Raw genomic sequence first — 25,592 nt, 5'->3', positions numbered from 1 at the left:
CCCATCGACCGTCACTCACCGACGTCGCTCATCGGTCGGCCGGGAGCCGCAGGGGCAGTCCGAACGCGGGGAAGAGGTGCGGCTCGAAGGAGGTGATCTCCACGATGCGGTCGCCCTCGATCCGCAGGACGTCGAGGACCTGGGCGCGATACACGGTCGTACCGGGGCGTCGTACGTAACCCCCCGCCGCGAGCTGCCCGTTGGCCCGCGCCGGAAGGTGACGCCAGTGGCCGAGGAACAGCGGGGACGCGGGGTCCAGGCTGATCCCGAGGAACTCGGTGAGCGCGGCGCGGCCGACGAACCAGTACGGGTTCGGCGGCATGGTGAGCCGGATGTCCTCGCTGAGCAGGTCGGTGAACGCGGCGAGGTCGAGGCTTTCGGCGGCCGCCATGTAGCGCCCGAGGACCTCCCGTTCCCGGGCGCCGGCCTCCGCGGTCCATTCGGTACGGCGGCGGGGCAGACGGTCGCGCAGGGTGGGCCGGGCGCGTTGCAGGGCGCTGTTGACCGAGGCCACCGTCATCTCCAGCGCCTGAGCGGTCTCGGCCGCGGAGAGTCCGAGCACGTCGCGCAGGATCAGGACGGCACGCTGGCGGGGCGGCAGGTGCTGGATGGCGGCGAGGAAGACGAGCTCCACGGTCTCCCGGGAGACCGCGAGGGCGTCCGGCTGGTCGTCGGCGGAGGGCAGGTCCTCGTCGGGGTACGGCTGGAGCCAGGTGACGCGGGCCGGGGGCTCGGCGCTCCCGTGGTTCATACCGGGCAGCGGCTCGTACCGCTGGGGACGCCGGGCGGTACGCCGCTGGAAGTCCAGACAGGTGTTCGTGGCGATCCGGTACAGCCAGGTCCGTACGCTCGCCCGCCCCGCGAAGCCGTCCCGGGCCCGCCAGGCCCGCAGGAACGTCTCCTGTACGAGGTCCTCGGCGTCGTCGTACGAGCCCGCCATCCGGTAGCAGTGCACGCGCAGCTCGCGCCGGTACGGCTCGACGAGCGCGGCGAAGTCGCTCTCCCCCAGGGCGGCGTGCGGACCGGGGCCTTGCGTCACGGAGGCCCGCGTGACGGAAGGCCCCGTGACGGAAGGCCGCGTGACGGCCTGCTGCCCGGGGGAGGTCTGCCCGGCGGGAGTCCGCGTGACGGAAGTGCGTGGACGTGGACCGGAGCCCTGGTCCGGGGACGGCCGCGGAGCGGTGGCGTGCGGCGCGTCGTGGTCCGCCGTGGCGGGTTCGCCGCCGGGGAGCGGTGCGCCCGGCTCTTTCGTCACGTCGCCCCGCGTGACGGAATCGTCGTTCGCGGTGTCCTGGGCGACCCGGGCGATGCGGCGCAGCCGTCCGACCGAGGAGGCCAGGTCGGTCACGCCGGAGTAGAAGACGGACGGCGGCTGCGGAACCAGCGCCTCGACCTGCCGCCCGACCTCCTCGATCAGCCCGCGCGCGGTGTCGACCGGCGCCGCCCGCCGCTCCCGGTACGCCTTCTGCCTGCAGGCGGCGGAGCAGTACACCGAGCTCCGCCCCGTCCGCCCGGCCCGCCCGGCCAGGGGCTCGGCGCAACTGCGGCACACGGCATCGGTCACGGGAACCTCCAAGGGACAGGTCACGCGGGATCGACGTGACGCTATCGCCGCGGCCCGGCCTCGCGAAGGCGATCGGCACGGCCCGGACGACTCCCCTCAGTCGCCCACCTGAGTCGCCCACCTGAGTCGCCCTCCTCAGTCGCTCCCCTCAGTCGCCCACCGCGGCCGTCACCGCCGCCTCGACCGTCGCCTCGTCGGGGGTCTCGGCGGCCCAGGCCACGTATCCGTCGGGCCGCACGAGCAGCGTCGTCCGCCGGTCGCTCGCCCAGCTCTCCACCACGAGGCGGTCCTTGCGGTCGCCTGCCTCGTACGGCCGCGGGGCCGATCCCGGCGTCACGAGGACGAACCTGCCGCCCCGCAGCGCCTCGTAGAGACGTCCGCCGCGCAGGGCGACATCGGGGACACGGGTGCCGACGAGGGCGTGCGAGCCACGCGGTGCCCGGTAGGCGTAGCCGATGCCGGTGATCTGGCCGGCCGCCTTCCGGCCGACCGGGCCGACACCGTTGAGGACCGTGGTGAGCGCGGCGCGCAGCGCCAGCGTCCACGGACGCTTGGCCATCGCGAGCCGGACGATCCCGCCGCTGCTGCGCAGCACCGACCTGCCGACGGGGTGGCGCTCGGACTGGTAGGTGTCCAGCAGGGCGGGCGCCGCGTGGCCGTTGACGACCAGGGCCAGCTTCCAGCCGAGGTTCGCCGCGTCCTGGAGGCCGGTGTTCATGCCCTGACCGCCGGCCGGGGTGTGGACGTGGGCGGCGTCACCGGCGAGAAGGACCCGGCCGACGCGGTACGCGGGTGCCTGGCGCTCGTCACTGTGGAAGCGGGACATCCAGCGGGCGTCGTGCATGCCGTAGTCGTGGCCCAGGGAGAGCCGGGTGATCTCCTTGACCTCGTCGAGTCCGAGCGGCTCGCTGTCGGGGACGTTCCGGCCGCGGTGCCAGCCGATCACGCGGTAGTAGCCGTCGCCGAAGGGCGCGATGAAGGCGAAGGCGTCTCCGACGGCGTTGGCGGTCAGCACCGACTCGGGTTCCTCGGCCAGCCGGACGTCCGCCAGGACGACGGACCGGATGACCGACTTGCCGGGGAACGGCAGTCCGACCGCCTCGCGCACCACGCTGTGCATCCCGTCCGTGCCGACGACGTACGCGCCGCGCAGTTCCCCCCGCTCCCCGTCCGGGTGCCGGACGTCGAGCGTCACGCCGTCCGCGTCCTGGCGCAGCCCGGTCACCTCGGTCTCGTACGCGAACCGCACACCGGCCGCGGCCGCCCGCCGCTCCAGCGCCTGCTCCACCTCGTACTGCGGGATCACCAGCAGGTGGTTGAAGCGGGAGGGGAGGGTGGCGAGCTCGACAGTGAGCCGGCCGAAGAGCCGGATGCGGTCGAGAGGCCGGCCCTGGGCCTCCAGTTCGTCGGCGAGACCGCGGGCGTCGAGCTGTTCCAGGGTGCGGGCGTGCAGGACGAAGGCGCGGGAGAGGTTGCTGATCTTGTGCGGGCGCTTCTCGACGAGGGTCACGGGGACGCCGGCGGTGGCGAGGTCGGCGGCCAGCAGCAGGCCGGTGGGGCCGGAGCCGACGACGATCACGGTCCGGGGAGCGGCGGCGGTGCGGGTCTTGCCGTACATGGCGGCCTCCTGATGCCAACAATCATGGGCCAACACTCGTTGACCAACCATTCCCGCCCGCCAGGAGATCCCCACCGGGTGAGTGATGCCGAGCGACCGCCGGCCACCATCTAGTCAACACCTGTTGGCCAACGTTCGTTGACAAACGTAGAGCGCCCGCATTGCACTGTCAACAGGTGTTGGCCTACGGTTGTTGGCATGCCCGTCAAGGAACCCTCGGCCACCACACCCCAGGCCTCGCCCCAGGCCTCACCGCGGTCGCCCTCACCCCAGTCGCCACCGTCACAGTCGCCACCGCCCCAGGCCTCACCCCGGCGCTCCGACATCACCCGCACCGCGATCCTCACCGCGGCCCGCGAGCGCTTCGCCGCCGACGGCTACGAGCGCGCCACCATCCGCGCCATCGCCAAGGACGCCCGTATCGACCCGTCCATGGTCATGCGGTACTACGGCTCGAAGGAGGGGCTGTTCGCCGCGGTCCTCGACGTCGATCTGCGGCTGCCGGCGCCGGAGCGGCTGAACCGGCAGGACGTGGGCCACGCCCTCGTCCAGCATTTCCTGGACCTCTGGGAGGAGAACGAGGTGTTCACCGCGGTGCTGCGGGTCGGCGTCACCAACCAGGCCGGCGCGGAGCGCATGCAGGCCATCTTCCGGGACCAGCTGCTGCCGATCTCCCTGCACCTGTGCCCCGACCCGGAGCAGGCACCGGTCCGGGCCGCGCTCACCGCCTCACAGCTGCTGGGCCTCGCCCTGGCCCGCTACGTCCTGCGCTTCCCGCCCGCCGTGGCGCTGCCGCGGGAGGAGATCGTGGCGTGGCTGGCGCCGACCGTGCAGCGGTACCTCACGGCGCCGCACCCCTAGAGACCGCCCCGGGAAGCGCGCCACGCTCCCGGAGCGGGCGCCGGGCCCCGGAGCCCCTGGAAGGCAACGGAAGGTTCCCGAAGGTTCCCGAACCTTCCGGAAGGTTCGGGAGGTTGGGGAAGGCACCGCCCCCTGGAAACACGTCGAGGGAGCCCCCGCACACCCGGGTGGGTGGGCGCGGACTCCCTCGGCGGAGAGACGGAAGGGCGGAAGAGAGCCGGAATCAGCCCCGCTTCGCCTGCTTGGGAGACTTGTCCAGGACCATCACGAGGCCCGCGATGATCGCGAACAGCAGGAGCGGTGCGACGACGTAGAGGCCGACCGTGTCGATCACGCTCAGGCCCTTGCCGGGGTCGTCACCGTCGTCGCGGGTCAGCGCGAGCGCGGGAGACGACATGAGCAGCATCATCAGCGTCGTACCGGAAGCCAGGGCGCCGGCGCGCAGGGCGTTCTTCTTGTCCACGGTGCAAACGTAGCGAACACCTGAACGCGCCGCGCGCCCGGGGGTGCCGTACGGGGCTGTACGGAGCCGTACGGAGGTCCCGGCTGGTGCCTCAGCGGTGTCCCGGCGGTGCCCCGGGGGTGTCTCAGCCCTGTGGGTGACCTCCCCCGCCGTCCCCCGGCCGCGCCCGCAGCACGTCGATGAGGGCGTACAGCCGTGGTGAGGCGGCCAGTTCCTCCAGCGTGACCGGGCGTCCGGCCGCGTCGGCGACGGGCAGCCGCCAGTTGGGGTACTGGTCCCAGGTGCCGGGCAGGTTCTGCGGGCGCCGGTCGCCGACCGCGTCCGGGAGCCAGACACCGATCATGCGGGCCGGAGTGCGCAGCAGGAACCGGTGCACGGCCTGGATCTCGGCCTCCTCCGACACCGCGGAGCCGGAGCCGCGCAGCAGTCCGAGCCGGGCGAAGAGCGCCAGCCACTCCCCCGTCTCCGCCGAGGCCGCGGCCCGCTCGTCCGCCAGGGCGCCGGTCAGCAGTCCGAGCCGGTCGCGGAGTTCGACGTGGTCACCGGTGAGACGGGACGCGGTGGGCGGCAGGTCGTGGGTGGTGGCGGTGGCCAGGCAGTCCGCGCGCCAGCGCTCGGGGGGAAGGGGCTGCCCGTCGCCGTCCCAGTCGCGTTCGAACCACAGCACCGAGGTGCCCAGCACCCCGCGCTCCTGGAGCGTCTCGCGCACCCCGGGCTCGACCGTGCCGAGGTCCTCGCCGATCACCAGCGCCCCGGCCCGCGAGGCCTCCAGCGTCAGGACGGCGAGCATCGCCTCGGCGTCGTAGCGGACGTACGTGCCCTCCGTGGGCGGCTGTCCCTGCGGGATCCACCAGAGCCGGAACAGGCCCATGACGTGGTCGATGCGCAGCGCGCCCGTGTAGCGGAAGAGGGCGCGCAGCAGGCGGCGGTAGGGGGCGTAGCCCGAGGCGGCCAGCCGGTCCGGGCGCCAGGGCGGCAGACCCCAGTCCTGGCCGCGCGCGTTGAAGGCGTCCGGGGGCGCGCCGACCGACATGCCCGCCGCGTAGTACTCCTGCTGCGCCCAGGCGTCGGCGCCGTCCGGATGCACCCCGACCGCGAGGTCGTGCACGAGCCCTACGGGCATGCCTGCGTCGCGCGCTGAGCGCTGTGCGGCGGCGAGCTGGGCGTCGGTGAGCCAGGCGAGGCGGCTGTGGAAGTCGACGCGGTCCATCAACTCGCCCCGGGCGCGGGCGGTTTCGGGTGAGCGGGGGTCGCGCAGACCCGTGGGCCACTTCTGCCACTCCGGGCCGTGGACCTCGGCGAGCGCGCACCAGGTGACGTGGTCCTCCAGCGCCTCGCCCTCCTCGGCGAGGAAGTCGACGTACGCGGCCCGGCGCCCGGGCCCGAGCGGCACCTCGCGGATGAGCTCCAGCGCCTCGCGCTTGAGTTCCCAGACGGCGTCGCGGTCGATCAGCGCGTCCTTGTCGAGCACGGACGCGCGCAGCCGCCCGGCGCGCTCCAGGAGCGTACGGACACGGTCGCGGTCGTCGACGTACGCGAACTCGGGGATGTCCTCGATCCGCAGGTGCACCGGGTCGGGGAAGCGGCGGGAGGAGGGGCGGTACGGGGAGGGGTCCGTGGGGGTGCCGGGCACGGCCGCGTGCAGGGGGTTGACCTGGACGAATCCGGCGCCCAGTGCCCGCCCGGCCCAGGCGGTCAGTTCGGCGAGATCACCGAGGTCGCCCATGCCCCAGGAGCGGCGGGAGAGGAGGGAGTAGAGCTGGACGAGGAGTCCGTAGCCGCGTCCGGGCGGGGTGGGCAGCCGGTCGGGGGCGACGACGAGGTGGGCGTCGGCGGTGCGGCCGTCGGGTGCGGTGGCGCGTAACGCGTGGACGCCGGACGGGAGTTGTTCGGCCGACGCGCGGGTCTCGCCCTGTTCGGTGGTGATGCGCAGACGGGTGCCGTCGGGCAGCGCGGCGAGCGCGTCGGGCGGGCGGCCGCCCCAGCAGACCACGGTCGGCGGCAGGAGCCGGTCCCGTGCCTCGGCCTCCCGGGCGGCCAGGGCCGCGCGGACGGCGTCCGGGGTGCTCGCGTCGACGCCGAGCGCCGCGAGGGCCGCGACGATCGCGGTGTCGGTGGCCGCGACCGTCCGGCCGGGCGAGGGGCTGTAGGAGGTGGCGACGCCGTGCAGTGCGGCGAGCCGGGACAGCGGCATCTAGACCCCCGAGGCATCCGTGGGGGCGCCGGTGGAGATGGGTTCGCTGGTCAGGTGCGCGGCGTCGGCCAGCGGCGGCTCACTGGTCAGCGGCTCGGCGTCGGGGAGCGGGGGTTCGCTGGTGAGCGGGAGCTCGGCGGCGGTGCCCTCCGCGGTGAAGAGGGAGAAGCGGGGTTCGAAGGAGAAGCGGGGTTCGGCGGCCGGTTCCGTCGGACGTTTGGAGAGGGCCGAGAGCAGAAGGTGTGCCGATGCGGCCACGGGGGCCTCCTTGTCGGGTAGGGCGGCGAGCGGGTCACCGCAGCCCTACCCAACGCGCGGGACGGCAGACGTACACGGGCGAACAATGTGCTTTTGGTCACGTTCTGTTCCGGCTCGGGCCCGCCGGGGCCGGGTAAAGGGTGGACACGGAACAGCGGGCGACGGAGCAACCGTGAACCGGTGACTCCGGTGGGTTCGATAGACGGGGTGTGAGACTGTTCCGCCCCGTGAGGGGCCACCGGGAGGACGCCACGGACGCGGCACTGCTGCGGGCCGTCGCGGACGGGGACTCGGCGGCGCTGGCCGCACTGTACGACCGGCACGGCGGTTGGCTGCACACGCGGCTGACCCGGCGCTGCGGTGATCCCGAGGTCGTCCGGGAGGTGCTGCAGGACACCTTCGTGACCGTGTGGCGGTCGGCGGCCGGGCACCGGGGCACGGAGGCGGGCGGCTGGCTGTGGACGATCGCGGCACGCCGGCTCGTCGACGCCCGGCGGGCGCGGGAGCGGACCGTACGGATCGAGCGGGCCGAACAGAGCGAGTACGCGGCGCCGCCGCCCGTGCCCTCCGCGGAGGAGCGTGTGCTGGCGGGCCTGGAGTACGGGGAGGTGGGTACGGCCCTGGACCGCATCTCCCCCGAACTTCGCGAGGTGCTGCGCGCCACCGTCGTCGACGGGCTGACCACGCGTGAGGCGGCCCGGCTGCTCGGGATCCCCGAGGGCACGGTCAAGACCCGCGCGATGCGGGCGCGCGCGGAACTCAGGGCGGCTCTCGCCCACCTCAACCCTTCTGTGGACCCGTCACCGCTGGGAGGCCCGGCATGACCGGCTGGCACGCCGCCGACGATCTCGTCGCCCGTTACACGGACGGCTCCCTTCCGGAGCCGGACGCCTGGTCCCTGGAGAAGCACCTGGAGAGCTGCGGTTCCTGCGCCGCGCGGGCCTCGCAGGCGGCGCGCACGGGGGCGGCGGGGCCGGTGCTGGCGCACGTCCGGGACGCGCTCCTGGACGCGGTCCTCGACACCGTCCGGCAGACGGCCCGGACACCGCGTCCGACACCCCCGCTTCCCCCGTCCACGGCGCCCGCGTCCACCGTGCCTCGGCTCGTCCGGGCCGCCGGGGGGCGGCTCGGGCGGCTCGTCTGGGCCGCCGGGCCCGCTCTGCGCGGTGCCTGGTGCGTGGCCGTGCTGCTGGTGGCCGTCGGGGCGCTCGCGCTGGCGTACGGCGGCCGGTCCGACAGCGCGCGCCCGCTGCTGCTGGCCGTCGCGCCGGTGGTCCCCGTCGCCGGGGTCGCCCTCTCCTACGGCCGGCACGCCGACCCGCTGTACGAGCTCGTCGCGACGTCGCCCTCCGGCGGTCTGCGGCTGCTCCTGACCCGGACGGCCGCCGTACTGGCGGTGAGCGTGCCGCTGCTGACGGCCGCGGGGCTGCTGCTCCCCGCCGCAGGCCCCCACCTGCCGCAGGCGCCCACGGCGGCGGCCTGGCTGCTGCCGGGGCTCGCCCTGACCCTGGCCGCGCTGGCGTTGTCCGGCTACACGGGCTGCCGTACCGGTTCCGCGGTGGTGGGCGGCGGCTGGCTGCTCGCGCTGACGGCACCGGTCCTCACGGCCGGCGGCCCGGGCCCGGTGTCCACCGGTTCGGACCTGACGGGCCGCCTCACCCAGCAGCTCTCCCTCTACTTCACCGGCGCGTCCGCGCAGTGGGGATGGGCGGCGGGGGCCGCCCTCTGCGCCCTGCTGCTCGCCGCGCGCCGCACCGCGTACGACCGTCTGGAGACGATGTGAACACCTCTGTCCCGCCCGGCACTTACGCGAAGGACGCGGGTCCGGGCACCGGACCCGCCGCGATACGCGTGTCCGGGCTGACCGTCCGCCACCGCAGGACCACCGCACTCGACGCGGTCGACCTGGACTTCGGCCCCGGCGTCCACGGACTGCTCGGTCCCAACGGCGCCGGCAAGACCTCCCTCATCCGGGTCCTCGCGACCGTGGCCGAGCCCGCCGCGGGCCGGGTGGAGATGCTCGGCAACGATCTGCGCCGTCACCGGGAGCGCAGCGCGTACCGCCGCGCACTCGGCTACCTGCCACAGGACTTCGGCTACTACCCGGGGTTCACGGTCCGGGAGTTCGTGGCGTACGTGGCCTGGCTGAAGGAGCTTCCGGCCGCCGACACCCCGGCATCGGTCGAGGGGGCCGTGGCCCGGGTGGGGCTCACCGACCGCATCGACGCGAAGGTCCGGACACTGTCCGGGGGCATGGTCCGCCGGGTCGGCATCGCCCAGGCCATCGTGAACGATCCCCGCGTGCTGCTCCTCGACGAACCCACCGCGGGACTGGATCCGGAGCAGCGCGTCGAGTTCCGGGCGCTGCTGCGGGAGTTGGGCGAGGAGGCCACCGTGATCGTCTCCACCCACCTGGTGGAGGACGTGGCCGCGGCGTGCACGGGAGTGACGCTGATCGAGGCGGGCCGGGTCGCCTATCGCGGCACCCCCGGGACGCTGGCCGCCCTCGGCGCGGACGGCCACGAGTCCGACGGCAACGCGATCGAGCGCGGCTACACCAGGGCGCTGCGCGGCCACCGCGCGGCGACGGGCGCGACCCGATGACCGTACGCAGCCGACCGGACGAGGACCGCCCGGCAGACCATCGCCCCCGCCCGCACGAGACGATCACGTCGGTCCCGGACGCCCCCGTCCGCACGGTGGGCGCTTCACCGCCGGTGGGCGCCGGAGCCACGGCAGGCGCCCCGCACCCCCTCCGTATCGAGTTCCGGCGCGGGTTCGCCCCCTGGGCGGCCGCCGCGCTGCTGCTCGCTCTCGCCTGGGCGCTCGCCGCCACGGCGTCGCAGTGGCAGGGCAGTTGGGGTGACACGACGGGCAGGCTGAGCAGCGCGGCCGGGGCGATCGGCGTTCCGTTCGCGCTCGCCGCGGGGGCCTGGCAGGGCGGCCGCGAGCGTCGGCTGCGGATGACGGAGCTACGGGCCACGACCCCTCGTCCACCACTCGCCCAGCTTCTGACGGCCGCCCTTCCCCTCGCCTGCGGGTCGGCGGCGGCCTATCTGGTCGCGGTGGCCGGCGCGCTGCTCGCCTGCGCGCCGTACGCGTCCGCGGGCGGCCCGGTCCCGACCGTCTTCGTCGGGGCCGCGCTCTCGCTCGCCGCGTGCACGCTGCTCGGTCATGTGGCCGGGCGGGTGATGCCCTGGCGACTGACCGCTCCCGCGCTCGCGATCTGCGGATACGTCCTGGCCGGCGCCAGTACTCTCCACTCGTGGTCGGGTCTGGCCAACCTCGCGCCCGCGCACCTGCGTCTCCAGGGCGACGCCGACCTCCCGGTCTGGTGGTATCCGCTCGTGTCGGCCCTGTGGGCGGCCGGGCTCGCCGCCACCGCGGTGCTGGCGCATTCCGCCCGCCGCCGGGTCACCGCGCTGCTGCCGCTCGCGGCGTCCCTCGCCGCCGCCGCTCTGCTGCTCCACACGGGTGACGGGATGCTGCGCGACAACCCGCTCGCCCACCGCCAGGTGTGCGACGACTCGACCACCCCGCACGTCTGCGTCAACGCCACCCGTCCGGACCTGCTGCCGGAGGCGGTCCGCGTACTGTCCGGTGTCACCGACCGGCTGAAGGGCGTACAGAACGTACCGGTCCGCTTCGAGGACCTGCCGCGCCGTCCGCACGGGGACGAGGTGGAGTTGCCGCTGCTCACGCCGCTCGGCTGGTGGTCGGTCCGCGGCAAGGTGATCGATCCGCAGGGGTACGCCTGGCAGGGTGCGCTGAACCTGGTCCGGGTCCGTCCGGAGTGCGGGAGGACTCCGTCCGCGCGACGCCTCCAGGCCACCGACGGAGCCGTGCTGCGCTGGCTGGCGCCGCGCTCAGCGTGGAAGGTCGACCGCGAACGCTCCGTGGCATCGGCCCGCGAGCGCCACGACACGGGGGAAACGGCGAGGTTCCACGCCGAGGACACGGCGTACGCGCACCTCAGCACCATGACCGACGCCGAGCGCCGTTCCTTCCTCAGCCGCTACTTCGCCACGGTCCAGGACTGCGGCCCCGGCGCGAGCGAGGTCCCGTCCCTGTGAACGCCCCGCGCGAAGTCACCCGGCCGGCCCCTCTCGCCCTCTACGCTCGCTCCCGCGCCGTCCCCGCCGTCCTGGCGGCCCTCGCCTGCGCCGCCCTGCTCACTCTCTGGGCCGCGAGCCGCGCGGACGCCTTCCTCGACCCGTACCACAGGGTCCCGCTGCTCTCTCTCGCCCCGCTGCTGGCCTCGGCGGCGATCGGGACGAGCCTGCACACGTACACGCGGGACCTCGACGACACCGCCGTACGCCCCTGGTGGCCCAGGCGTCTGACCCATCTCCTGGTCCTCACCACGCTCGCGGCCACCGTGCTCGCACTCACCGTTCCGGGCGACGCACAGGTGTTCGGCTCGGTGGGGATGGTCCGCAACACGCTCGGAGCCGTCGGTGTCACCGCGCTCGGGGCGGTGCTGTTCGACGCCCGAGCCGCCTGGATGCCCACGATGCTCTACTTCAGCGCGGTGTACCTGTCGGCCGCCTCGCCGCACATGAGGGAGGCGACGGTCCTGGCCTGGCCCGTGCAGAGCGGCCCCCAGCTCGGCGCGTGGGCCGCCGCCCTCGCGCTGTTCGTACTGGGCGCCGGGCTGTACGCGGTACGCGGCGCCCGCCCCGAAGGACCCCGCGGCTGACCGGAGGCGCACCGGGCGGGCCACGGTGTACCCGGCCGGGGGTGCACAAAAGCCCGGATCGTCAGGCGGAAATGCCGTCGATCCGGGCCATCGCGTCCTCCGCGCCGTACGGCTGCAGGTAGGGCAGCCAGCGCGGGTCCCTGTGTCCTGTTCCGATGATGCGCCAGGCGAGCCCCGTCGGCGGGGCCGGTTTGTGGCGCAGGCGCCAGCCGATCTCGACCAGATGGCGGTCGGCCTTGGTGTGGTTGCAGCGGCGGCAGGACGCCACCACGTTGTCCCAGGCGTGCTGACCTCCGCGGGAGCGCGGGATGACGTGGTCGACGCTGGTTGCGACGCCACCGCAGTACATGCACCGGCCGCCGTCGCGGGCGAACAGTGCCCGACGGGTCAGCGGAACAGGCCCCCGGTAAGGGACCCGCACAAACCTCTTCAGCCGGACCACGCTGGGTGCGGGGACAGTAACGGTCGCGCTGTGCATGAAGGCGCCGGATTCCTCGAGAGAGACGGCCTTGTTCTCAAGGACGAGGATGAGCGCGCGGCGGAGCGGTACGACGCCGAGTGGCTCGTACGACGCGTTGAGGACCAGGACATGCGGCACGGATGCCTCCTTGTACGCCGGCGGCGCGTGGCTCGCGCCGGGACGATCTGCAGTCAGTCTCTCCTCTTGCCTGGTGGAAGCGCCACCATGTCCCGGTAACGGGCTGGGAGTGTTTTCGACCACATCCTGTTCATCCCCAGGTGAGTACCGTCTCTCCCCCGAACATCACAACGATCCACACACGATGCCCCGTTAGTGTGGTTGTTCTGCCCGGTGGCGCCCTTGTCCGTCCCCGAGCCACGGGCAGACCGCTACGCCTGGAGGTACCTGCTGTGTTCTCGACCGTCCTGCGGGCCGCAGGGTCCAGTCCGTCGCCCTCTCCCTCGGCGACGACGGACCCCACGGTCGCCACGCTCCAGGACGCCCAGGAAAGCGCGACCAACGCCGCGAGCTGGGTCGAGCAGAACTGGTCCACCTGGCTCGCGATAGGTCTGCGCGTGCTGCTGATCCTGGTCATCGCTGCGGTACTGAGAGTGGCGGTCCGGCGGGCGATCACCAAGCTGATCGACCGGATGACCCGTACCGTCCAGGCGGTCGACGGGACGGCCCTCGGCGGCCTCCTGGTGAACGTCGAGCGCCGCCGCCAGCGCTCCCAGGCCATCGGCTCGGTGCTGCGCTCGGTCGCGTCCTTCCTGATCATGGGCACGGCCGCCCTGATGATCCTCGGCACGTTCGAGATCAATCTCGCCCCGCTGCTGGCCTCGGCCGGTGTCGCCGGTGTCGCCATCGGTTTCGGCGCCCGCAACCTGGTGACGGACTTCCTCTCCGGCGTCTTCATGATCCTCGAGGACCAGTACGGCGTGGGCGACACGATCGACGCGGGGGTGGCCTCCGGCGAGGTCATCGAGGTCGGTCTGCGTGTCACGAAGCTGCGCGGCGAACACGGCGAGATCTGGTACGTCCGCAACGGCGAGGTCAAGCGCATCGGCAACCTCTCCCAGGGCTGGGCCACCGCAGGTGTCGACGTCACGGTCCGCGCCTCCGAGGACCTGGACCACGTCCAGTCCGTACTGAACGAGGTCGCCGAGGCCATGAGCAAGGAGGAGCCCTGGAACGAGCGCCTCTGGGGCCCGGTCGAGGTCCTCGGCCTGGAGAGCGTGCTCCTCGACTCCATGGTGGTGCGGGTCTCGGCCCGGACGATGCCCGGCAAGGCGCTCGCCGTCGAGCGTGAGCTGCGCTGGCGCATCAAGCGCGCCTTCGACGCCGCGGACATCCGCATCGTGGGCGGCCCCACCGCCGCGGTGGAGGAGGAGCCCGTCGACCCGTCCGCCGCGGTGGCGGCCCCGTCGGCCCTCGGCAACCCGGCGTCCCCGCAGTCGGAGGCGACCACCCCCATCCCGGTCCCCGTCCCGGGCCCGGCACCGTCGAACGCGCCGAAGTAGGCCACGGCCGCGGCGAGGCCCCGGGCGTACGCGAGAGGGGGCGGCGCCCGGGTTCTCCGGGCGCCGCCCCCTCTGCTCCGTTCCTCGTGGACACCCGGTTCACGAGGAACGGAGGGACACACCGAACGCCGTGTCACCTGGGCTCATCCACGAGCGGTCCCGGACACCGGCCCGGTGGCCCCGGCCATCCGGCACACCGCGGCGAACGAACAGCCCTTCCCCGGTCCGGCCACGCCCCTGCGAGCGACGACCTGTGAAGGTGACCGGATAGCGCCCCTGCCACCCTCCCCCTTTGGCGTCGCATCACCGTTCCCGGCGGCGCAGATCACCTCAAAGCCGCACACCCCCTCCCACCTGCGCGTCTGTCGATGGCGGCGGAGTCGTGACGCGCTTGGAGGGCGCCCTCGGCGTCAAGCCCTCTTCACATGCCCCCCGCATTTCGGCCACATTCGGCGGGCGTCTACTGTCGCCCCAACAGCGGGCCCTTGTTCTGGAGCTCCACGCCCAGGGGACCGCTTCGAATGTGGGGAAATCCATGCGCAAGTTCGCCATCGGCGCCGCCGTTTCCGGTGCCTTGGCCCTGTCCGCCCTGGCCGTGCCGTCCGCGTCGGCCGCCACGCCGGATCTCACCTTCTCCAACGTGGTGGTGAACAACGGCAAGGCGATCGTTGTCGGCACCACCAGCACGGTGAAGGTTCCGGTCACGTACACCCTGACCCACCCGGTCGGCCTCGTCATCGACGGCACGACGAGCGCCGCGGGCATCACCCTGTACCGCGGGGCATCGCTCTCCAAGATGCGGAACGAGATGGGGCCGGACGACGCCCCGAACTGCACCACGAAGTCCACGACCGCCACGACGGTCACGCAGTCCTGCGCCGAGGTCATCGCCGTCGCCCCCCAGGACTACCTCTACGGCGCGGCGGACGCCGGTACCTGGAAGGTGGCCGGCTTCTACGGCCGCTCCACCACGGACAACGACGACTCCGACGACCACATCAGCTTCGAGTACGGCTACGACATCTGGGGCGGCCTCGGCACCACCCAGGTCAAGCGCGCCGCCAAGCTCACCACCGACGCCACCCCCGAGCCGGTGAAGAAGGGCAAGACCCTCACCGTCAGGGGCGCCCTGACGCGCGCCGACTGGGAGACGACCAAGTACTCCGGCTACGCGGGCCAGCCGGTCACCCTCCAGTTCAGGGCCAAGGGCGCCACGGCCTACAAGACCGTCAAGACGGTGACCTCCGGCACGGCGGGCACCCTCACCACCACGGTCAAGGCCTCGGCCGACGGCACGTACCGCTACCTGTTCGCGGGCACGACCACCACGGGCGCGACGACCGCCACGGGCGACTACGTCGACGTGAAGTAACCGGGGACAAGTCCTCGGACTCGCTTCAAGGGGCCCTCGCCCCGGACGAATTCGTCCGGGGCGAGGGCCCCTTCACTTGTCGCCCTTCACCTGTCGCCCCCTCAGCGGAGCCAAGGCGGCGCCGGGCAGGTGGACCTATCCGGTCGGGTCTTCGGCGCGGACGCCGGGCAGCTCCCGCTGTACGTGAACGGCCGCCTCCCCGCCGCCACGAAGGCCCGCACCGGCGCCGACCGGAACGCCACCGGCCCCGGCCGGTTCGACCGAGGCCTCCGCCAGGGCGCGTACGGCGAATACGCCGACGGCCGCCTCAGCGGCCGTCGGCCTCCACCCCACCGCGCCCTCCCCGGCCACCGCCCCCGCAGGTAACGACTCTGTTGCCTCGAGGGCGGTTTCTCTTGACGCCCCCGCAACCCGCGGCCTACGGTCCTCCCACCAATAGGAAACCTTCCTAACAATGATCTTGCAGTGGACTTCCCCGAGACCACCCTGGGAAGCTGAGCGACTGGGCAGTCGAAAGGCAGGTGTCGACAACATGGCAGGATCCGCCGGTACGCCGGGCACCCCGCGCGTCCTGCGCGCCATGAACGACCGCGCCGCCCTCGACCTGCTGCTCGCCCACGGGCCGCTCTCGCGGACCAGGATCGGAAAGCTGACCGGGCTGTCGAAGCCCACCGCCTCCCAGCTCCTCGCCCGCCTGGAAGCGGCCGGGCTGGTGCTCGCCACCGGCACCAGCGAGGGGCGGCCGGGCCCCAACGCCCAGCTGTACGCGGTGAATCCGGCCGCCGCCCACGCGGCCGGCCTGGACGTCACCCCCGAGCGCATCCTCGCCGCCGTCGCGGACGTGACGGGCCGGACCGTGGGTGAGTACGAGCTGCCGACGCCCGGCCGGCGCCCCGCGCAGCCCGTCGTACGCCAGATCACCGACGCCCTCGACGGCGCGGTGAAGGAGGCGGGGCTGGCCCGCGACGACGTCCACCGCCTCGTCATCGGCACACCCGGCGCCTTCGACCCCAACACCGGACGGCTCCGGTACGCCTCCCACCTGCCCGGCTGGCACTCCCCGAGCCTCCTCGACGAACTAGCGGCCGCACTGCCCATGCCGGTCGAGTACGAGAACGACGTGAACCTCGTCGCCATCGCCGAACAGCGGCTCGGCGCGGCACGCGGACACGAGGACTTCGTCCTGCTGTGGAACGAGGGGGGCCTGGGCGCCGCCCTCGTGCTCGGCGGACGGCTGCACCGCGGCTGGACCGGCGGCGCCGGCGAGGTCGGCTTCCTGCCCGTGCCCGGCGCACCCCTCGTACGGCAGGTGACCAAGGCCAACAGCGGTGGCTACCAGGAACTCGCCGGTTCCCAGGCCCTCCCGAAACTCGCCCGCGCGCTGGGCGTCCAGCCGATTCCCGCCGGGTCGTCCACCGAGGTCGCCGCCGCCCTCGTCGGGCAGGCCGCCACCCGCGACGAAGGCCCCCACCGCAGGCTCCTGGAGACGTACGCGACCGGCCTGGCCACCGGTCTCGCCTCACTCGTCTCCGTGCTGGACCCCGAACTCGTCGTCCTCAGCGGCTCCTCGCTCACCGCCGGCGGCGAACCGCTGCGCGCCCTGGTGCAGGCCGAGCTGGAAGAGCTGGCCGCCTCCCGCCCGCGCCTCGTGGTCGGCGACGTACACGAACACCCCGTGCTGCGCGGCGCGTTGGAGAGCGCGCTGGCGGCCACCCGCGACGAGGTGTTCGACACCTCCCGCTGAACCCCTTCGACCCACCAGCCCGTCCCGCCCACACCACCGCCCCGGCCCTGCCCTAGGGAGACACCGCCATGCCCGGAATATCCAGGAAAGTCGCCACCGCACTCGCCGCTTCCGCGTCCCTCGCCCTGCTCACCAGCGCCTGTACCGGCCAGTCGGACTCCAGCGCGAACGACGACGCCTCCAAGGACACGACGATCAACTTCTGGCACGCCTGGAGCGCGCCGGGCGAGGTCCAGGGCGTGAAGTCCCTGGTCGCGGGGTTCGAGAAGGCTCACCCGAACATCCACGTCAACATCGTCGCCAACATGACCGACGACAAGATCAACCAGGCGCTGCGTTCCGGCGGTGACAAGGCGCCCGACGTGATCTCCTCGTTCACCACCAACAACGTGGGCAAGTTCTGCTCCTCGGGCGCGCTCGTCGATCTCAACCCCTTCTTCAAGAAGGCGGGCATCGACGCGGCGACGACCTTCCCGAAGGCGATGAACGAGTACACCCAGTTCGACGGCAACCGCTGCTCGGTGCCGCTGCTCGGTGACGCGTACGGGCTCTACTACAACAAGACGGCGTTCAAGAAGGCCGGGATCGCCACTCCGCCGAAGACCTGGTCCGAATTCGAGACGGACGCGAAGAAGTTGACCGTCTCCAAGGGCGACTCCTACTCCCAGCTCGGGTTCATGCCGAACTACCACGGCTGGGAGTCGACCACCGAGCACTACTTCGGCCAGTTCTCCCCCACGTACTTCGACAAGAGCGGCAAGTCCAGCATCGCCAAGGACCCCGCGTTCGACGCCGGGTTCACCCTCCAGAAGAAGCTCGTCGACGAACTCGGCGGCTACCAGAAGCTGGAGAAGTACCGGTCCAAGCTCGGTGACGAGTGGGGCCCCAAGCACCCCTTCCACACCGGCCAGGTCGCCATGCAGCTGGACGGCGAGTGGCGGCTCGGCATGGCCGAGGAGGCCAAGCCCGGCTTCGAGATCGGTGTCGCCCCGCTGCCCGTTCCCGACGACCAGGCCGACCAGTACGGCAAGGGCTACATCACCGGCACCATCGCGGGCATCGCGGCCACCAGCAAGAAGCAGAACGCCGCCTGGGAACTGGTCAAATACATGACCACGGACACGGACGCCGTCGTCGGCTTCGCCAACGCCATCCACAACGTCCCCTCCACGCTCGCGGCGCTCAAGTCCCCGAAACTGACGTACGACCCGCGCTTCAAGACCTTCCTGGACATCGCCTCGAACCCGAACTCGACGACGACCCCCGCGTCCATCAACGGCGGCACCTACCTCGTGACGATCCAGCAGTTCGGATACGACTACGAGAGCGGCAAGGCCAAGGATCTGAAGGCCGGTCTGCAGAAGACCGCCGCGCAGATCGACACGGACATCGCGCAGGCGAAGTAGGAAGCAGTACGGACATGAGCGCCACCTACACCCTGCGCGCCAAGCGACGCCGGGCGGCCCTGAGAACAGCCGCCTTCATGTCGCCCTGGCTGATCGGCTTCGCGGTCTTCTTCGCCTATCCGCTGCTCTCCACCGTCTACTTCTCGTTCATGCACTACGACGGCTTCAAACCGCCGACGTGGAGCGGGACGAAGAACTGGTCCTACGTCTTCCAGCACTACCCGCTGTTCTGGCCCGCGCTGCGCAACACCCTGTGGCTGGTCCTGGTCATGGTGAGCCTGCGGGTCGTCTTCGGACTCGGCGTCGGACTCCTCATCACGAAGATCAGGACGGCCACGGGCGTCTTCCGCACCCTCTTCTACCTGCCCTACCTCGCGCCGCCCGTCGCCGCCACCATGGCCTTCGCCTTCCTCCTCAACCCCGGTACGGGACCGGTCAACTCGATCCTGGAGAAGGTCGGCATCCCGGCACCGGGCTGGTTCAACGACCCCAGCTGGTCCAAGCCCGCCCTCACCCTGCTCGCCCTGTGGGGCATCGGCGACCTGATGGTCATCTTCATGGCCGCGCTGCTCGACGTACCGACCGAGCAGTACGAGGCGGCGGAGCTGGACGGCGCGTCGGCCTGGCAGCGGTTCCGCTACGTGACGCTGCCCAACATCTCGCCGATCGTGATGTTCGCCGTGGTCACCGGCGTGATCCAGACCATGCAGTACTACACACAACCGCTCATCGCCGGGAAGGTCGCCTCGGGCGTCATCCAGGGCGCCGGCACGCAGTTCGAACCCGGCTACCCCGACAAGTCGACGCTCACCCTGCCCCAGCTCGTCTACAACCTCGGCTTCCAGCGCTTCGACTACGGCTCCGCCTGTGTGGTCGCGCTCGTGCTGTTCGCCCTGTCCATGGTGTTCACCGCGTTCCTGATGCGGCGCCGGGGCGGTCTCATCCAGGCAGGTGACTGACCATGACCCAAGCACCTCAGGTGTCCCGAGTGCTCGACCGGCCGGCGGAGCCGCCGACGAGGACCGTCTCCCCCGCCGAACGCACCGCCCGCCGCAAAACGCTCCTGGAGTGGATCGCGATCCACGCGCTCGGCGTCGCGGCCGCCCTCTTCTTCGTCCTCCCCTTCGTGTTCGTGTTCCTCACCTCGCTGATGAGCGACACCCAGGCGCTCAGCCGCGACCTGATCCCGCACACCTGGGAGTGGGGCAACTACAAGAAGGTCTTCGACACCCCCGGCTTCCTCACCTGGTGGAAGAACACCCTGCTGTACGCCGGCGCGGGCACCGTCCTGACCGTCGTGTCGTCGATCCCCGTCGCCTACGCGCTCGCCAAGTTCCGCTTCCGCGGCCGGAACCTGTCGCTGATGCTGGTCATCTCGATGATGATGCTGCCGCCCCAGGTCGTCATCATCCCGATGTACCTGTTCTGGGCGAAGCAGCTGGACCTGTCCGGGACCCTCTGGCCGCTGATCATCCCGATGGCGTTCGGCGACGCCTTCTCCATCTTCCTGCTGCGGCAGTTCCTGATGACCATCCCGAACGAGTACCTCGACGCGGCGAAGGTCGACGGCTGCGGAGACCTGCGGACCCTGCTGAAGATCGTCCTGCCGATGGCGCGGCCCGGGATCGCCGCAGTGGCCCTGTTCCAGTTCTTCTACGCCTGGAACGACTACTTCGGACCGCAGATCTACGCCTCCGAGAACCCCGGCGCCTGGACCCTGTCCTACGGCCTCGAGTCGTTCAAGGGCGCGCACCACACCGACTGGAATCTCACCATGGCCGCGACCGTACTGGTCATGGCCCCCGTGATCCTCGTGTTCTTCTTCGCGCAGAAGGCGTTCGTCGAGGGCGTCACGCTCACCGGAGTGAAGGGCTGACTATGAAACTGGCAGTAGTGGGCGGGGGCTCCACCTACACCCCTGAACTCATCGACGGCTTCGCCCGGTTGCGGGACACCCTGCCGGTCGAGGAACTGGTCCTCGTCGATCCGGCCCCCGAACGGCTGGAGTTGGTGGGCGGGCTCGCCCGGCGCATCTTCGCCAAGCAGGGACACCCCGGCCGGATCGTCACCACCGACGACGTGGACGCGGGCGTCGAGGGCGCCGACGCCGTCCTGCTCCAACTGCGCGTCGGCGGCCAGGCGGCCCGCGAGCAGGACGAGACCTGGCCCCTGGAGTGCGGTTGCGTCGGCCAGGAGACGACGGGCGCGGGCGGCCTGGCCAAGGCGCTGCGCACGGTGCCGGTGGTGCTGGACATCGCCGAGCGCGTCCGCCGCGCCAACCCGAACGCCTGGATCATCGACTTCACCAACCCCGTCGGGATCGTCACCCGCGCCCTGCTCCAGGCCGGACACCGGACCGTCGGGCTGTGCAACGTGGCGATCGGCTTCCAGCGCAAATTCGCCACGATGCTCGGCGTCGCGCCCGCGGACGTCCATCTGGACCATGTGGGCCTCAACCACCTCACCTGGGAGACCGGCGTACGCCTGGGTGGCCCCGAGGGCGACAACGTACTGCCGAAGCTGCTCGCCGAGCACGGCGACGCCCTCGCCGACGACCTGCGCCTGCCGCGCGACATCATCGACCGGCTGGGCGTCGTCCCGTCCTACTACCTGCGCTACTTCTACGCCCACGACGAGGTCGTACGAGAGCTGCGCACCAAGCCGTCGCGGGCCGCCGAGGTCGCCGAGATGGAACGGGAACTGCTGAAGATGTACGCCGACCCGGCCCTCGACGAGAAGCCGGCGCTGCTCGCCAAGCGGGGCGGCGCCTACTACTCGGAGGCGGCCGTCGATCTCGCGGCCGCGCTGCTCGGCGGGGGCGGCAGCCCGTACCAGGTGGTGAACACGTACAACAAGGGCACGCTGCCGTTCCTGCCGGACGACGCCGTGATCGAGGTGCAGGCGGCGGTCGGTCCGCACGGGCCGACACCCATGCCGGTGCAGACCGTGGACCCGCTGTACGCCGGGCTGATGGCCAACGTCACCGCCTACGAGGACCTGGCGCTGGAGGCGGCCCTGCGCGGTGGCCGCGACCGGGTCTTCCGGGCCCTCCTGAGCCACCCCCTGGTCGGCCAGTACGCGTACGCCGACGCCCTGACCGACCAGCTGATCGCGCACAACCGGGAGCACCTCGCGTGGGCATGACCTCATCGGGATCCGAAGCCGGGACGGCCTCCGGGTCCGGCCCCGTGGGTCCGGTGCTCGCCATCGACGCGGGGAACAGCAAGACCGACGTCGCGGTGGTCGCGGCCGACGGCACGATGCTCGCGGCCGCGCGCGGCGGCGGGTTCCGGCCGCCGACGGTCGGTGTCGACGTGGCCGTGGACGCGCTCGCCGAGGCGGTCGGCCGGGCCTTCGCCGAGGCCGGGGTCGACTCGGTCGCCCATGTCTCGGCGTGTCTGGCCAACGCCGATCTTCCCGTGGAGGAAGAGCAGTTGGCGGACGCGCTGCGGGCGCGGGCGTGGGGCGCCGGCGTGGAGGTGCGCAACGACACGTTCGCGATCCTGCGCGCCGGGATCGCGGAGCCGCGCGGGGTCGCGGTGGTGTGCGGCGCCGGTATCAACTGCGTCGGCATGCTGCCCGACGGCCGCACCGCCCGCTTCCCCGCGCTGGGCCGCATCTCCGGTGACTGGGGCGGCGGTTGGGGGCTGGCGGAGGAGGCGCTGTGGCACGCGGCGCGAGCCGAGGACGGACGCGGCGGTCCGACCGCGCTGAGCCGCACGCTGCCCGGCCACTTCGGACTCGGCTCCATGTACGCGCTGATCGAGGCGCTGCATCTCGAACACATCGGGCAGGCGCGGCGGCACGAACTGACGCCGGTGCTGTTCGCCACGGCCGTGGACGGGGATCCGGTGGCCCGTGCGCTCGTCGACCGGCTCGCCGACGAGGTCGTCGCGATGGCGACGGTGGCGCTGGCGCGGCTTGACCTCATGGACGAGGAGGCTCCCGTCCTGCTCGGCGGCAGCATTCTCGCCGCGCGCCATCCCCAACTCGACGGCCGCATCCGCGAACTGCTCTCCGAGCGGGCCCCCAAGGCCGTCCCCCAAGTGGTCACGGCCCGCCCCGTGCTCGGCGCCGCGCTGCTGGGTCTGGATCACATAGGTGCCGCGAGCGAGGCCCACGCCCGCGTACGGGGGTTCTACGAGGGTTCCTGAGGTCACCCGCCCCCGGGGGCTGCCGCCCCCCGGACCCCCGCATCGCCCCAAGGGCTCGTCCTCGAACGCCGGACGGGCTGGGGGATGCGGGCCTGCGCTCGGCACATACCTGGGGGCTCCGCCCCCGGACCCCCGTTCGGCCTTAAGGGCCTCGTCCTCAAACGCCGGACGGGCTGGATGTGCGGGCCGGCGCTGGATTGTTCCGGTCCGGGCGTCGGCCTTGCAGTCCGGGCGTCGGCCTTGCAGTCCGGGCGTCGGCCTTGCAGTCCGGCCGTCGACCTTGCAGTCCGGCCGTCGACCTTGCTGTCCGGCCGTCGACCTTGCTGTCCGGCTTTCGACGTGAGGCGTCAGGCGTCAGCCTTTCAGCGCGGGCTCGCACCTTCAGCCCGTCCGGCGTTTGAGGACGAGCCCTTCGGGCGATGCGGGGGTCCAGGGGGCGGAGCCCCTTGGCGGGGTCCGGGCAGAGCCCCTTGGCGGGGTCCGGGGCGGAGCCCCTTGGCGGGGTCCGGGGCGGAGCCCCCGGGTACGGCCACCAGCGGGAAGGGAACCGAACGGATACCGAACGCGTATTCATGGTCAGGGGGAACCCGCGGAGCGCCCCGTCGGAATCCGAACAAGATCCAGTCAAGGCCTGTGCGGATGTCGGCTCCGGCGGCGATACTTGCGGCCGTGCACCTCCCCTCGCGCTCCCGCGCGCGCGGGGGACGGTGACCGACGGATGACCATGGGGGAGGTCAAGTGACACACCCGCCGCAAGGCAGCACGGCACCACCGCGGCCCACGGCCGGGGCCACGACGCCGGCCGTCCCGCCGCAGTCCGGCTCCCCCGCACCGCCGGGGAGACCGCCTGTGACGGGCCCGGACGCGATGCCCGCACGCCGCACGGCCTGGGCCGAGGGCGTCGACCGACTGCGCACGGCGGCGACGACGGAGCCGGGCAGGCTCCGTATCATCGGCGCCGTACTCGCCCTGCTGGTCGTCGCGTTCGGCGTGGTCACCGCCTGGCAGACGACGGAGCGTTCGGCGGCCGCGGACGACGTGCTGCACAGGAGTCAGCCGCTGAGCGCCGGCGCGGCGGACATCTACCGTTCCCTCGCGGACGCCAACACCGCGGCCTCCAGCGGCTTCCTGGCGGGCGGCCAGGAGACGGCGGCCTCCCGCGACCGGTACGAGAAGGACATCCGGACGGCGGCCCAGGGGCTGATCACCGCCGCGGCCAGCTCCGACCCCGGCTCCCCCTCCGCGCACACCATCACGAGGCTCAACCAGCTGCTGCCCGAGTACAAGGGCCTCGTCGAGCGGGCCCGTGCCAACAACCGCCTGGGCTTCCCGCTGGGCGGTGCCTACCTGCGGTACGCGAACGAGAAGATGCAGGACGAGATGCTCCCGGCCGCCAAGGACCTCTACGAGCGGGAGAACACGCGGTTGAGCGCCGACTACGCGGACGCCAAACCGTACCCGTGGGCGGCCATCGGTCTCGGCGTGCTGGTGCTGGCGGGACTCGCCTGGGCCCAGCACCGCCACTACCGGCACACGAACCGGGTCCTGAACCAGGGCATGGTCGCCGCCAGCACCGCCTCGACGGTCGTCCTGCTCTGGCTCGTGGTCGGCCACACCGTGGCCCGGGCCGAGCTGAACGCCTCGTACGACCACGGCGTCCGTTCGCTGAACGTGCTGCACGACGCCCGGATCGCGTCCCTGAACGCCCGGGGCAACGAGAACCTGACGCTGGTCAGCCGCGGCGCGGAGACCAGGAAGGTGTCCGCCACCGAGGTCGTGGACCGGTACGACTACGACTTCCAGCAGGACATGAAGACGCTCACCAAGGGCCTGGCCCTGGCGACGGACCTCGCCGACGACAAGGCGGGCGAGACGCCTGTGACCGCGGCGACCGGCAACATGAAGGTCTGGAAGGCCCGTCACCTGGACGCCCGCAAGGCCGACGACGACGGCAACTACCAGGGCGCGCTGGACAAGGTCATAGGCGCCAAGGGCGCGACGGGCGAGTGCTTCGACGGTGTCGACACCAACCTGGCGCTGGCGCTGACGCACGAGGAGAGCGAGTTCAAGCGGGCGGCGGCCGACGGCCTGGGCGCGATGACCGGTCTGCCGGCCGGTGCGGCGGCCCTCGCGGTGCTGGCCGCCGCGGGCGCTCTGCTGGGCATCGGCCGCAGGCTTTCGGAGTACCGGTGAAGGGGGGATCGGCGATGACCGCACGGCGCCTGAGGGCGAGTCTGAAGGGCTGGGGCGGCGTGGGCGCGATGGCCGTCGCCCTGGTCCTCACCACGGTCTTCGCCCTGCTGCTGCCGCTGAGCGGCGCCCGCGGGGAGGACGGCGCGGGCATCGGCGGCCAGGGCGTGGGCCGGGGCACCCAGGCGAGGGCCGACTCGTGCACCGACGGCACCGCGCAGGACAAGAGCCCCGCCCCGTCCGGTGACGAGAGCGGCGACACGATCGCGGCCATCAAGGAGCGCGGCTATCTGTCGGTCGGCGTCGACCAGAACAGCTACCGCTGGGGCTACCGCGATCCGAACAGCACGAAGAAGAGCAGTGACCTGGAGGGCTTCGACATCGATCTCGCGCACGAGATCGCCAAGGAGATCCTCGGCAGCCCGGCCGCGGTCAGGTTTCACGCCATCCCCACCAACCAGCGCGTCCCGGCGATCCAGAACGGCCAGGTCGACATGGTGGTCCGCACCATGACGATCACCTGCGACCGGCTGAAGGACGTCGCGTTCTCCGCCCCCTACTTCGTGACCGGCCAGCAGGTACTGGCCCCGAAGGCGTCGGACGTCAAGGGCTACGACAAGTCGCTGGCGAAGCACCGGATCTGCACGGCGTCGGGGTCCACCGCCCACGACAAGCTGGCCGCCGACCAGAAGGCGGGCAGGCTCGCCTCCTCCGCCGACATCTCCACCACGGTGCCGAACCAACTCGACTGCCTGGTACGGCTGCAGCTCGGTCAGGTCGACGCCGTGGTGACCGACGGCGCGCTCGCCGCGAGCCAGGCCGCGCAGGACCCGACGGTCGAGCTGAAGGGCAGCACCTTCACCACCGAGTACTACGGCGTGGCGATGAAGCGGGGCGCGGAGGATCTGGTACGCCGGGTCAACCAGGTGCTGGTGGACTACGTCAAGAGCGGTGGCTGGCAGGCCTCGTACGACAAGTGGCTGTCCCCGACCCTGGGCGCGGACTCGCCGTCGTCGAAGCCACCCACGACGTGACACCGGCGGACACCTCGAGGCAAGCCGCGGGGGCGACCGAGCTGATACGACTGGA

The 25,592-nt window shown here is 72.2% G+C and carries 23 protein-coding genes; 17 read left to right on the top strand and 6 right to left on the bottom strand.

What is annotated here, in order from left to right; all coding sequences use genetic code 11:
* Positions 1-28: 28 nt before the first annotated feature.
* Both ABZV34_RS02880 and ABZV34_RS02875 read right to left on the bottom strand, forming a co-directional pair.
* A complete protein-coding gene (locus ABZV34_RS02880; RefSeq protein WP_356270844.1) occupies positions 29-1,564 on the bottom strand; it encodes an RNA polymerase subunit sigma-70 in 1,536 nt (511 codons plus the stop codon).
* 148 nt (positions 1,565-1,712) lie between these two features.
* Positions 1,713-3,182: an FAD-dependent monooxygenase gene (locus ABZV34_RS02875; protein ID WP_356270842.1), complete on the bottom strand. Its 1,470-nt coding sequence runs from the start codon at positions 3,180-3,182 to the stop codon at positions 1,713-1,715.
* A gap of 198 nt (positions 3,183-3,380) precedes the next feature.
* On the opposite strand from ABZV34_RS02875, the gene ABZV34_RS02870 reads away from it, so the two are divergent.
* The gene (locus ABZV34_RS02870) at positions 3,381-4,043 is read left to right on the top strand and encodes a TetR family transcriptional regulator (protein ID WP_356270840.1); all 663 of its coding nucleotides are present in this window, start codon (positions 3,381-3,383) and stop codon (positions 4,041-4,043) included.
* A gap of 223 nt (positions 4,044-4,266) precedes the next feature.
* Here the strand turns inward: ABZV34_RS02870 and ABZV34_RS02865 are convergent, their stop codons facing one another.
* The 3 genes from ABZV34_RS02865 to ABZV34_RS02855 all read right to left on the bottom strand — a co-directional run bounded on the left by ABZV34_RS02865 (position 4,267) and on the right by ABZV34_RS02855 (position 6,958).
* A complete protein-coding gene (locus ABZV34_RS02865) occupies positions 4,267-4,506 on the bottom strand; it encodes a hypothetical protein (protein ID WP_356270838.1) in 240 nt (79 codons plus the stop codon).
* 124 nt (positions 4,507-4,630) lie between these two features.
* Complete coding sequence (malQ, locus tag ABZV34_RS02860; protein ID WP_356270836.1) at positions 4,631-6,700, bottom strand: 4-alpha-glucanotransferase; 2,070 nt, start codon at positions 6,698-6,700, stop codon at positions 4,631-4,633.
* Positions 6,701-6,958, bottom strand: a complete 258-nt coding sequence (locus ABZV34_RS02855; protein WP_356270835.1) for a hypothetical protein — start codon at positions 6,956-6,958, stop codon at positions 6,701-6,703.
* Between the two features lie 209 nt (positions 6,959-7,167).
* Here ABZV34_RS02855 and ABZV34_RS02850 point away from each other — a divergent pair, with 209 nt between their 5' ends.
* The 5 genes from ABZV34_RS02850 to ABZV34_RS02830 all read left to right on the top strand — a co-directional run bounded on the left by ABZV34_RS02850 (position 7,168) and on the right by ABZV34_RS02830 (position 11,657).
* Positions 7,168-7,782, top strand: a complete 615-nt coding sequence (locus tag ABZV34_RS02850; protein WP_356270833.1) for an RNA polymerase sigma factor — start codon at positions 7,168-7,170, stop codon at positions 7,780-7,782.
* The gene (locus tag ABZV34_RS02845; RefSeq protein ID WP_356270831.1) at positions 7,779-8,741 is read left to right on the top strand and encodes a zf-HC2 domain-containing protein; all 963 of its coding nucleotides are present in this window, start codon (positions 7,779-7,781) and stop codon (positions 8,739-8,741) included. The genes ABZV34_RS02850 and ABZV34_RS02845 overlap by 4 nt, the downstream gene beginning before the upstream one ends.
* A gap of 68 nt (positions 8,742-8,809) precedes the next feature.
* A complete protein-coding gene (locus tag ABZV34_RS02840; protein WP_356271232.1) occupies positions 8,810-9,562 on the top strand; it encodes an ABC transporter ATP-binding protein in 753 nt (250 codons plus the stop codon).
* Positions 9,559-11,031: a hypothetical protein gene (locus ABZV34_RS02835; RefSeq protein ID WP_356270829.1), complete on the top strand. Its 1,473-nt coding sequence runs from the start codon at positions 9,559-9,561 to the stop codon at positions 11,029-11,031. The genes ABZV34_RS02840 and ABZV34_RS02835 overlap by 4 nt, the downstream gene beginning before the upstream one ends.
* Entirely contained in the window at positions 11,028-11,657 is a 630-nt protein-coding gene (locus tag ABZV34_RS02830) for a hypothetical protein (protein ID WP_356270827.1), read from the top strand. The genes ABZV34_RS02835 and ABZV34_RS02830 overlap by 4 nt, the downstream gene beginning before the upstream one ends.
* A 61-nt stretch (positions 11,658-11,718) precedes the next feature.
* Here ABZV34_RS02830 and ABZV34_RS02825 read toward each other — a convergent pair whose 3' ends face one another.
* The gene (locus ABZV34_RS02825; RefSeq protein ID WP_148014005.1) at positions 11,719-12,255 is read right to left on the bottom strand and encodes an HNH endonuclease; all 537 of its coding nucleotides are present in this window, start codon (positions 12,253-12,255) and stop codon (positions 11,719-11,721) included.
* 272 nt (positions 12,256-12,527) lie between these two features.
* On the opposite strand from ABZV34_RS02825, the gene ABZV34_RS02820 reads away from it, so the two are divergent.
* The 11 genes from ABZV34_RS02820 to ABZV34_RS02770 all read left to right on the top strand — a co-directional run bounded on the left by ABZV34_RS02820 (position 12,528) and on the right by ABZV34_RS02770 (position 25,537).
* Positions 12,528-13,637, top strand: coding sequence for a mechanosensitive ion channel family protein (locus ABZV34_RS02820; RefSeq protein ID WP_356270825.1), 1,110 nt, complete (start codon positions 12,528-12,530; stop codon positions 13,635-13,637).
* 535 nt (positions 13,638-14,172) lie between these two features.
* The gene (locus ABZV34_RS02815) at positions 14,173-15,009 is read left to right on the top strand and encodes a hypothetical protein (protein ID WP_356270823.1); all 837 of its coding nucleotides are present in this window, start codon (positions 14,173-14,175) and stop codon (positions 15,007-15,009) included.
* Between the two features lie 129 nt (positions 15,010-15,138).
* The gene (locus ABZV34_RS02810; RefSeq protein WP_356270821.1) at positions 15,139-15,375 is read left to right on the top strand and encodes a hypothetical protein; all 237 of its coding nucleotides are present in this window, start codon (positions 15,139-15,141) and stop codon (positions 15,373-15,375) included.
* Between the two features lie 166 nt (positions 15,376-15,541).
* Positions 15,542-16,753: an ROK family transcriptional regulator gene (locus ABZV34_RS02805; RefSeq protein ID WP_356270819.1), complete on the top strand. Its 1,212-nt coding sequence runs from the start codon at positions 15,542-15,544 to the stop codon at positions 16,751-16,753.
* Between the two features lie 68 nt (positions 16,754-16,821).
* Positions 16,822-18,159: an ABC transporter substrate-binding protein gene (locus tag ABZV34_RS02800; RefSeq protein ID WP_356270817.1), complete on the top strand. Its 1,338-nt coding sequence runs from the start codon at positions 16,822-16,824 to the stop codon at positions 18,157-18,159.
* Between the two features lie 14 nt (positions 18,160-18,173).
* Complete coding sequence (locus tag ABZV34_RS02795; protein ID WP_356270815.1) at positions 18,174-19,118, top strand: sugar ABC transporter permease; 945 nt, start codon at positions 18,174-18,176, stop codon at positions 19,116-19,118.
* Between the two features lie 20 nt (positions 19,119-19,138).
* Positions 19,139-20,035, top strand: a complete 897-nt coding sequence (locus ABZV34_RS02790; RefSeq protein ID WP_356271231.1) for a carbohydrate ABC transporter permease — start codon at positions 19,139-19,141, stop codon at positions 20,033-20,035.
* Between the two features lie 2 nt (positions 20,036-20,037).
* The gene (locus ABZV34_RS02785) at positions 20,038-21,303 is read left to right on the top strand and encodes a 6-phospho-beta-glucosidase (RefSeq protein ID WP_356270814.1); all 1,266 of its coding nucleotides are present in this window, start codon (positions 20,038-20,040) and stop codon (positions 21,301-21,303) included.
* A complete protein-coding gene (locus ABZV34_RS02780) occupies positions 21,300-22,313 on the top strand; it encodes a BadF/BadG/BcrA/BcrD ATPase family protein (protein ID WP_356270812.1) in 1,014 nt (337 codons plus the stop codon). The genes ABZV34_RS02785 and ABZV34_RS02780 overlap by 4 nt, the downstream gene beginning before the upstream one ends.
* A 738-nt stretch (positions 22,314-23,051) precedes the next feature.
* Positions 23,052-24,506 carry a hypothetical protein gene (locus tag ABZV34_RS02775; protein ID WP_356270810.1) on the top strand — a complete coding sequence of 485 codons (1,455 nt, stop codon included), beginning with the start codon at positions 23,052-23,054 and terminating at the stop codon, positions 24,504-24,506.
* 14 nt (positions 24,507-24,520) lie between these two features.
* Complete coding sequence (locus ABZV34_RS02770) at positions 24,521-25,537, top strand: glutamate ABC transporter substrate-binding protein (RefSeq protein WP_356270808.1); 1,017 nt, start codon at positions 24,521-24,523, stop codon at positions 25,535-25,537.
* The last annotated feature ends 55 nt before the right edge of the window (positions 25,538-25,592 follow it).

Origin of the sequence: Streptomyces sp. NPDC005195 (assembly GCF_040608315.1) — a bacterium.
Lineage (GTDB): Bacteria > Actinomycetota > Actinomycetes > Streptomycetales > Streptomycetaceae > Streptomyces > Streptomyces kaempferi.
This window is presented reverse-complemented; position numbering and strand designations above follow the sequence as displayed.

What these genes read in the sequence shown, in the direction of transcription:
- ABZV34_RS02835 (WP_356270829.1), top strand. Translation starts at nt 9,559, where the DNA reads ATGACCGTACGCAGCCGACCGGACGAGGACCGCCCGGCAGACCATCGC.
- ABZV34_RS02815 (WP_356270823.1), top strand. Translation starts at nt 14,173, where the DNA reads ATGCGCAAGTTCGCCATCGGCGCCGCCGTTTCCGGTGCCTTGGCCCTG.
- ABZV34_RS02800 (WP_356270817.1), top strand. Translation starts at nt 16,822, where the DNA reads ATGCCCGGAATATCCAGGAAAGTCGCCACCGCACTCGCCGCTTCCGCG.
- ABZV34_RS02805 (WP_356270819.1), top strand. Translation starts at nt 15,542, where the DNA reads ATGGCAGGATCCGCCGGTACGCCGGGCACCCCGCGCGTCCTGCGCGCC.
- ABZV34_RS02780 (WP_356270812.1), top strand. Translation starts at nt 21,300, where the DNA reads ATGACCTCATCGGGATCCGAAGCCGGGACGGCCTCCGGGTCCGGCCCC.
- ABZV34_RS02870 (WP_356270840.1), top strand. Translation starts at nt 3,381, where the DNA reads ATGCCCGTCAAGGAACCCTCGGCCACCACACCCCAGGCCTCGCCCCAG.
- ABZV34_RS02770 (WP_356270808.1), top strand. Translation starts at nt 24,521, where the DNA reads ATGACCGCACGGCGCCTGAGGGCGAGTCTGAAGGGCTGGGGCGGCGTG.
- ABZV34_RS02875 (WP_356270842.1), bottom strand. Translation starts at nt 3,182, where the DNA reads ATGTACGGCAAGACCCGCACCGCCGCCGCTCCCCGGACCGTGATCGTC.
- malQ (WP_356270836.1), bottom strand. Translation starts at nt 6,700, where the DNA reads ATGCCGCTGTCCCGGCTCGCCGCACTGCACGGCGTCGCCACCTCCTAC.
- ABZV34_RS02795 (WP_356270815.1), top strand. Translation starts at nt 18,174, where the DNA reads ATGAGCGCCACCTACACCCTGCGCGCCAAGCGACGCCGGGCGGCCCTG.
- ABZV34_RS02845 (WP_356270831.1), top strand. Translation starts at nt 7,779, where the DNA reads ATGACCGGCTGGCACGCCGCCGACGATCTCGTCGCCCGTTACACGGAC.
- ABZV34_RS02785 (WP_356270814.1), top strand. Translation starts at nt 20,038, where the DNA reads ATGAAACTGGCAGTAGTGGGCGGGGGCTCCACCTACACCCCTGAACTC.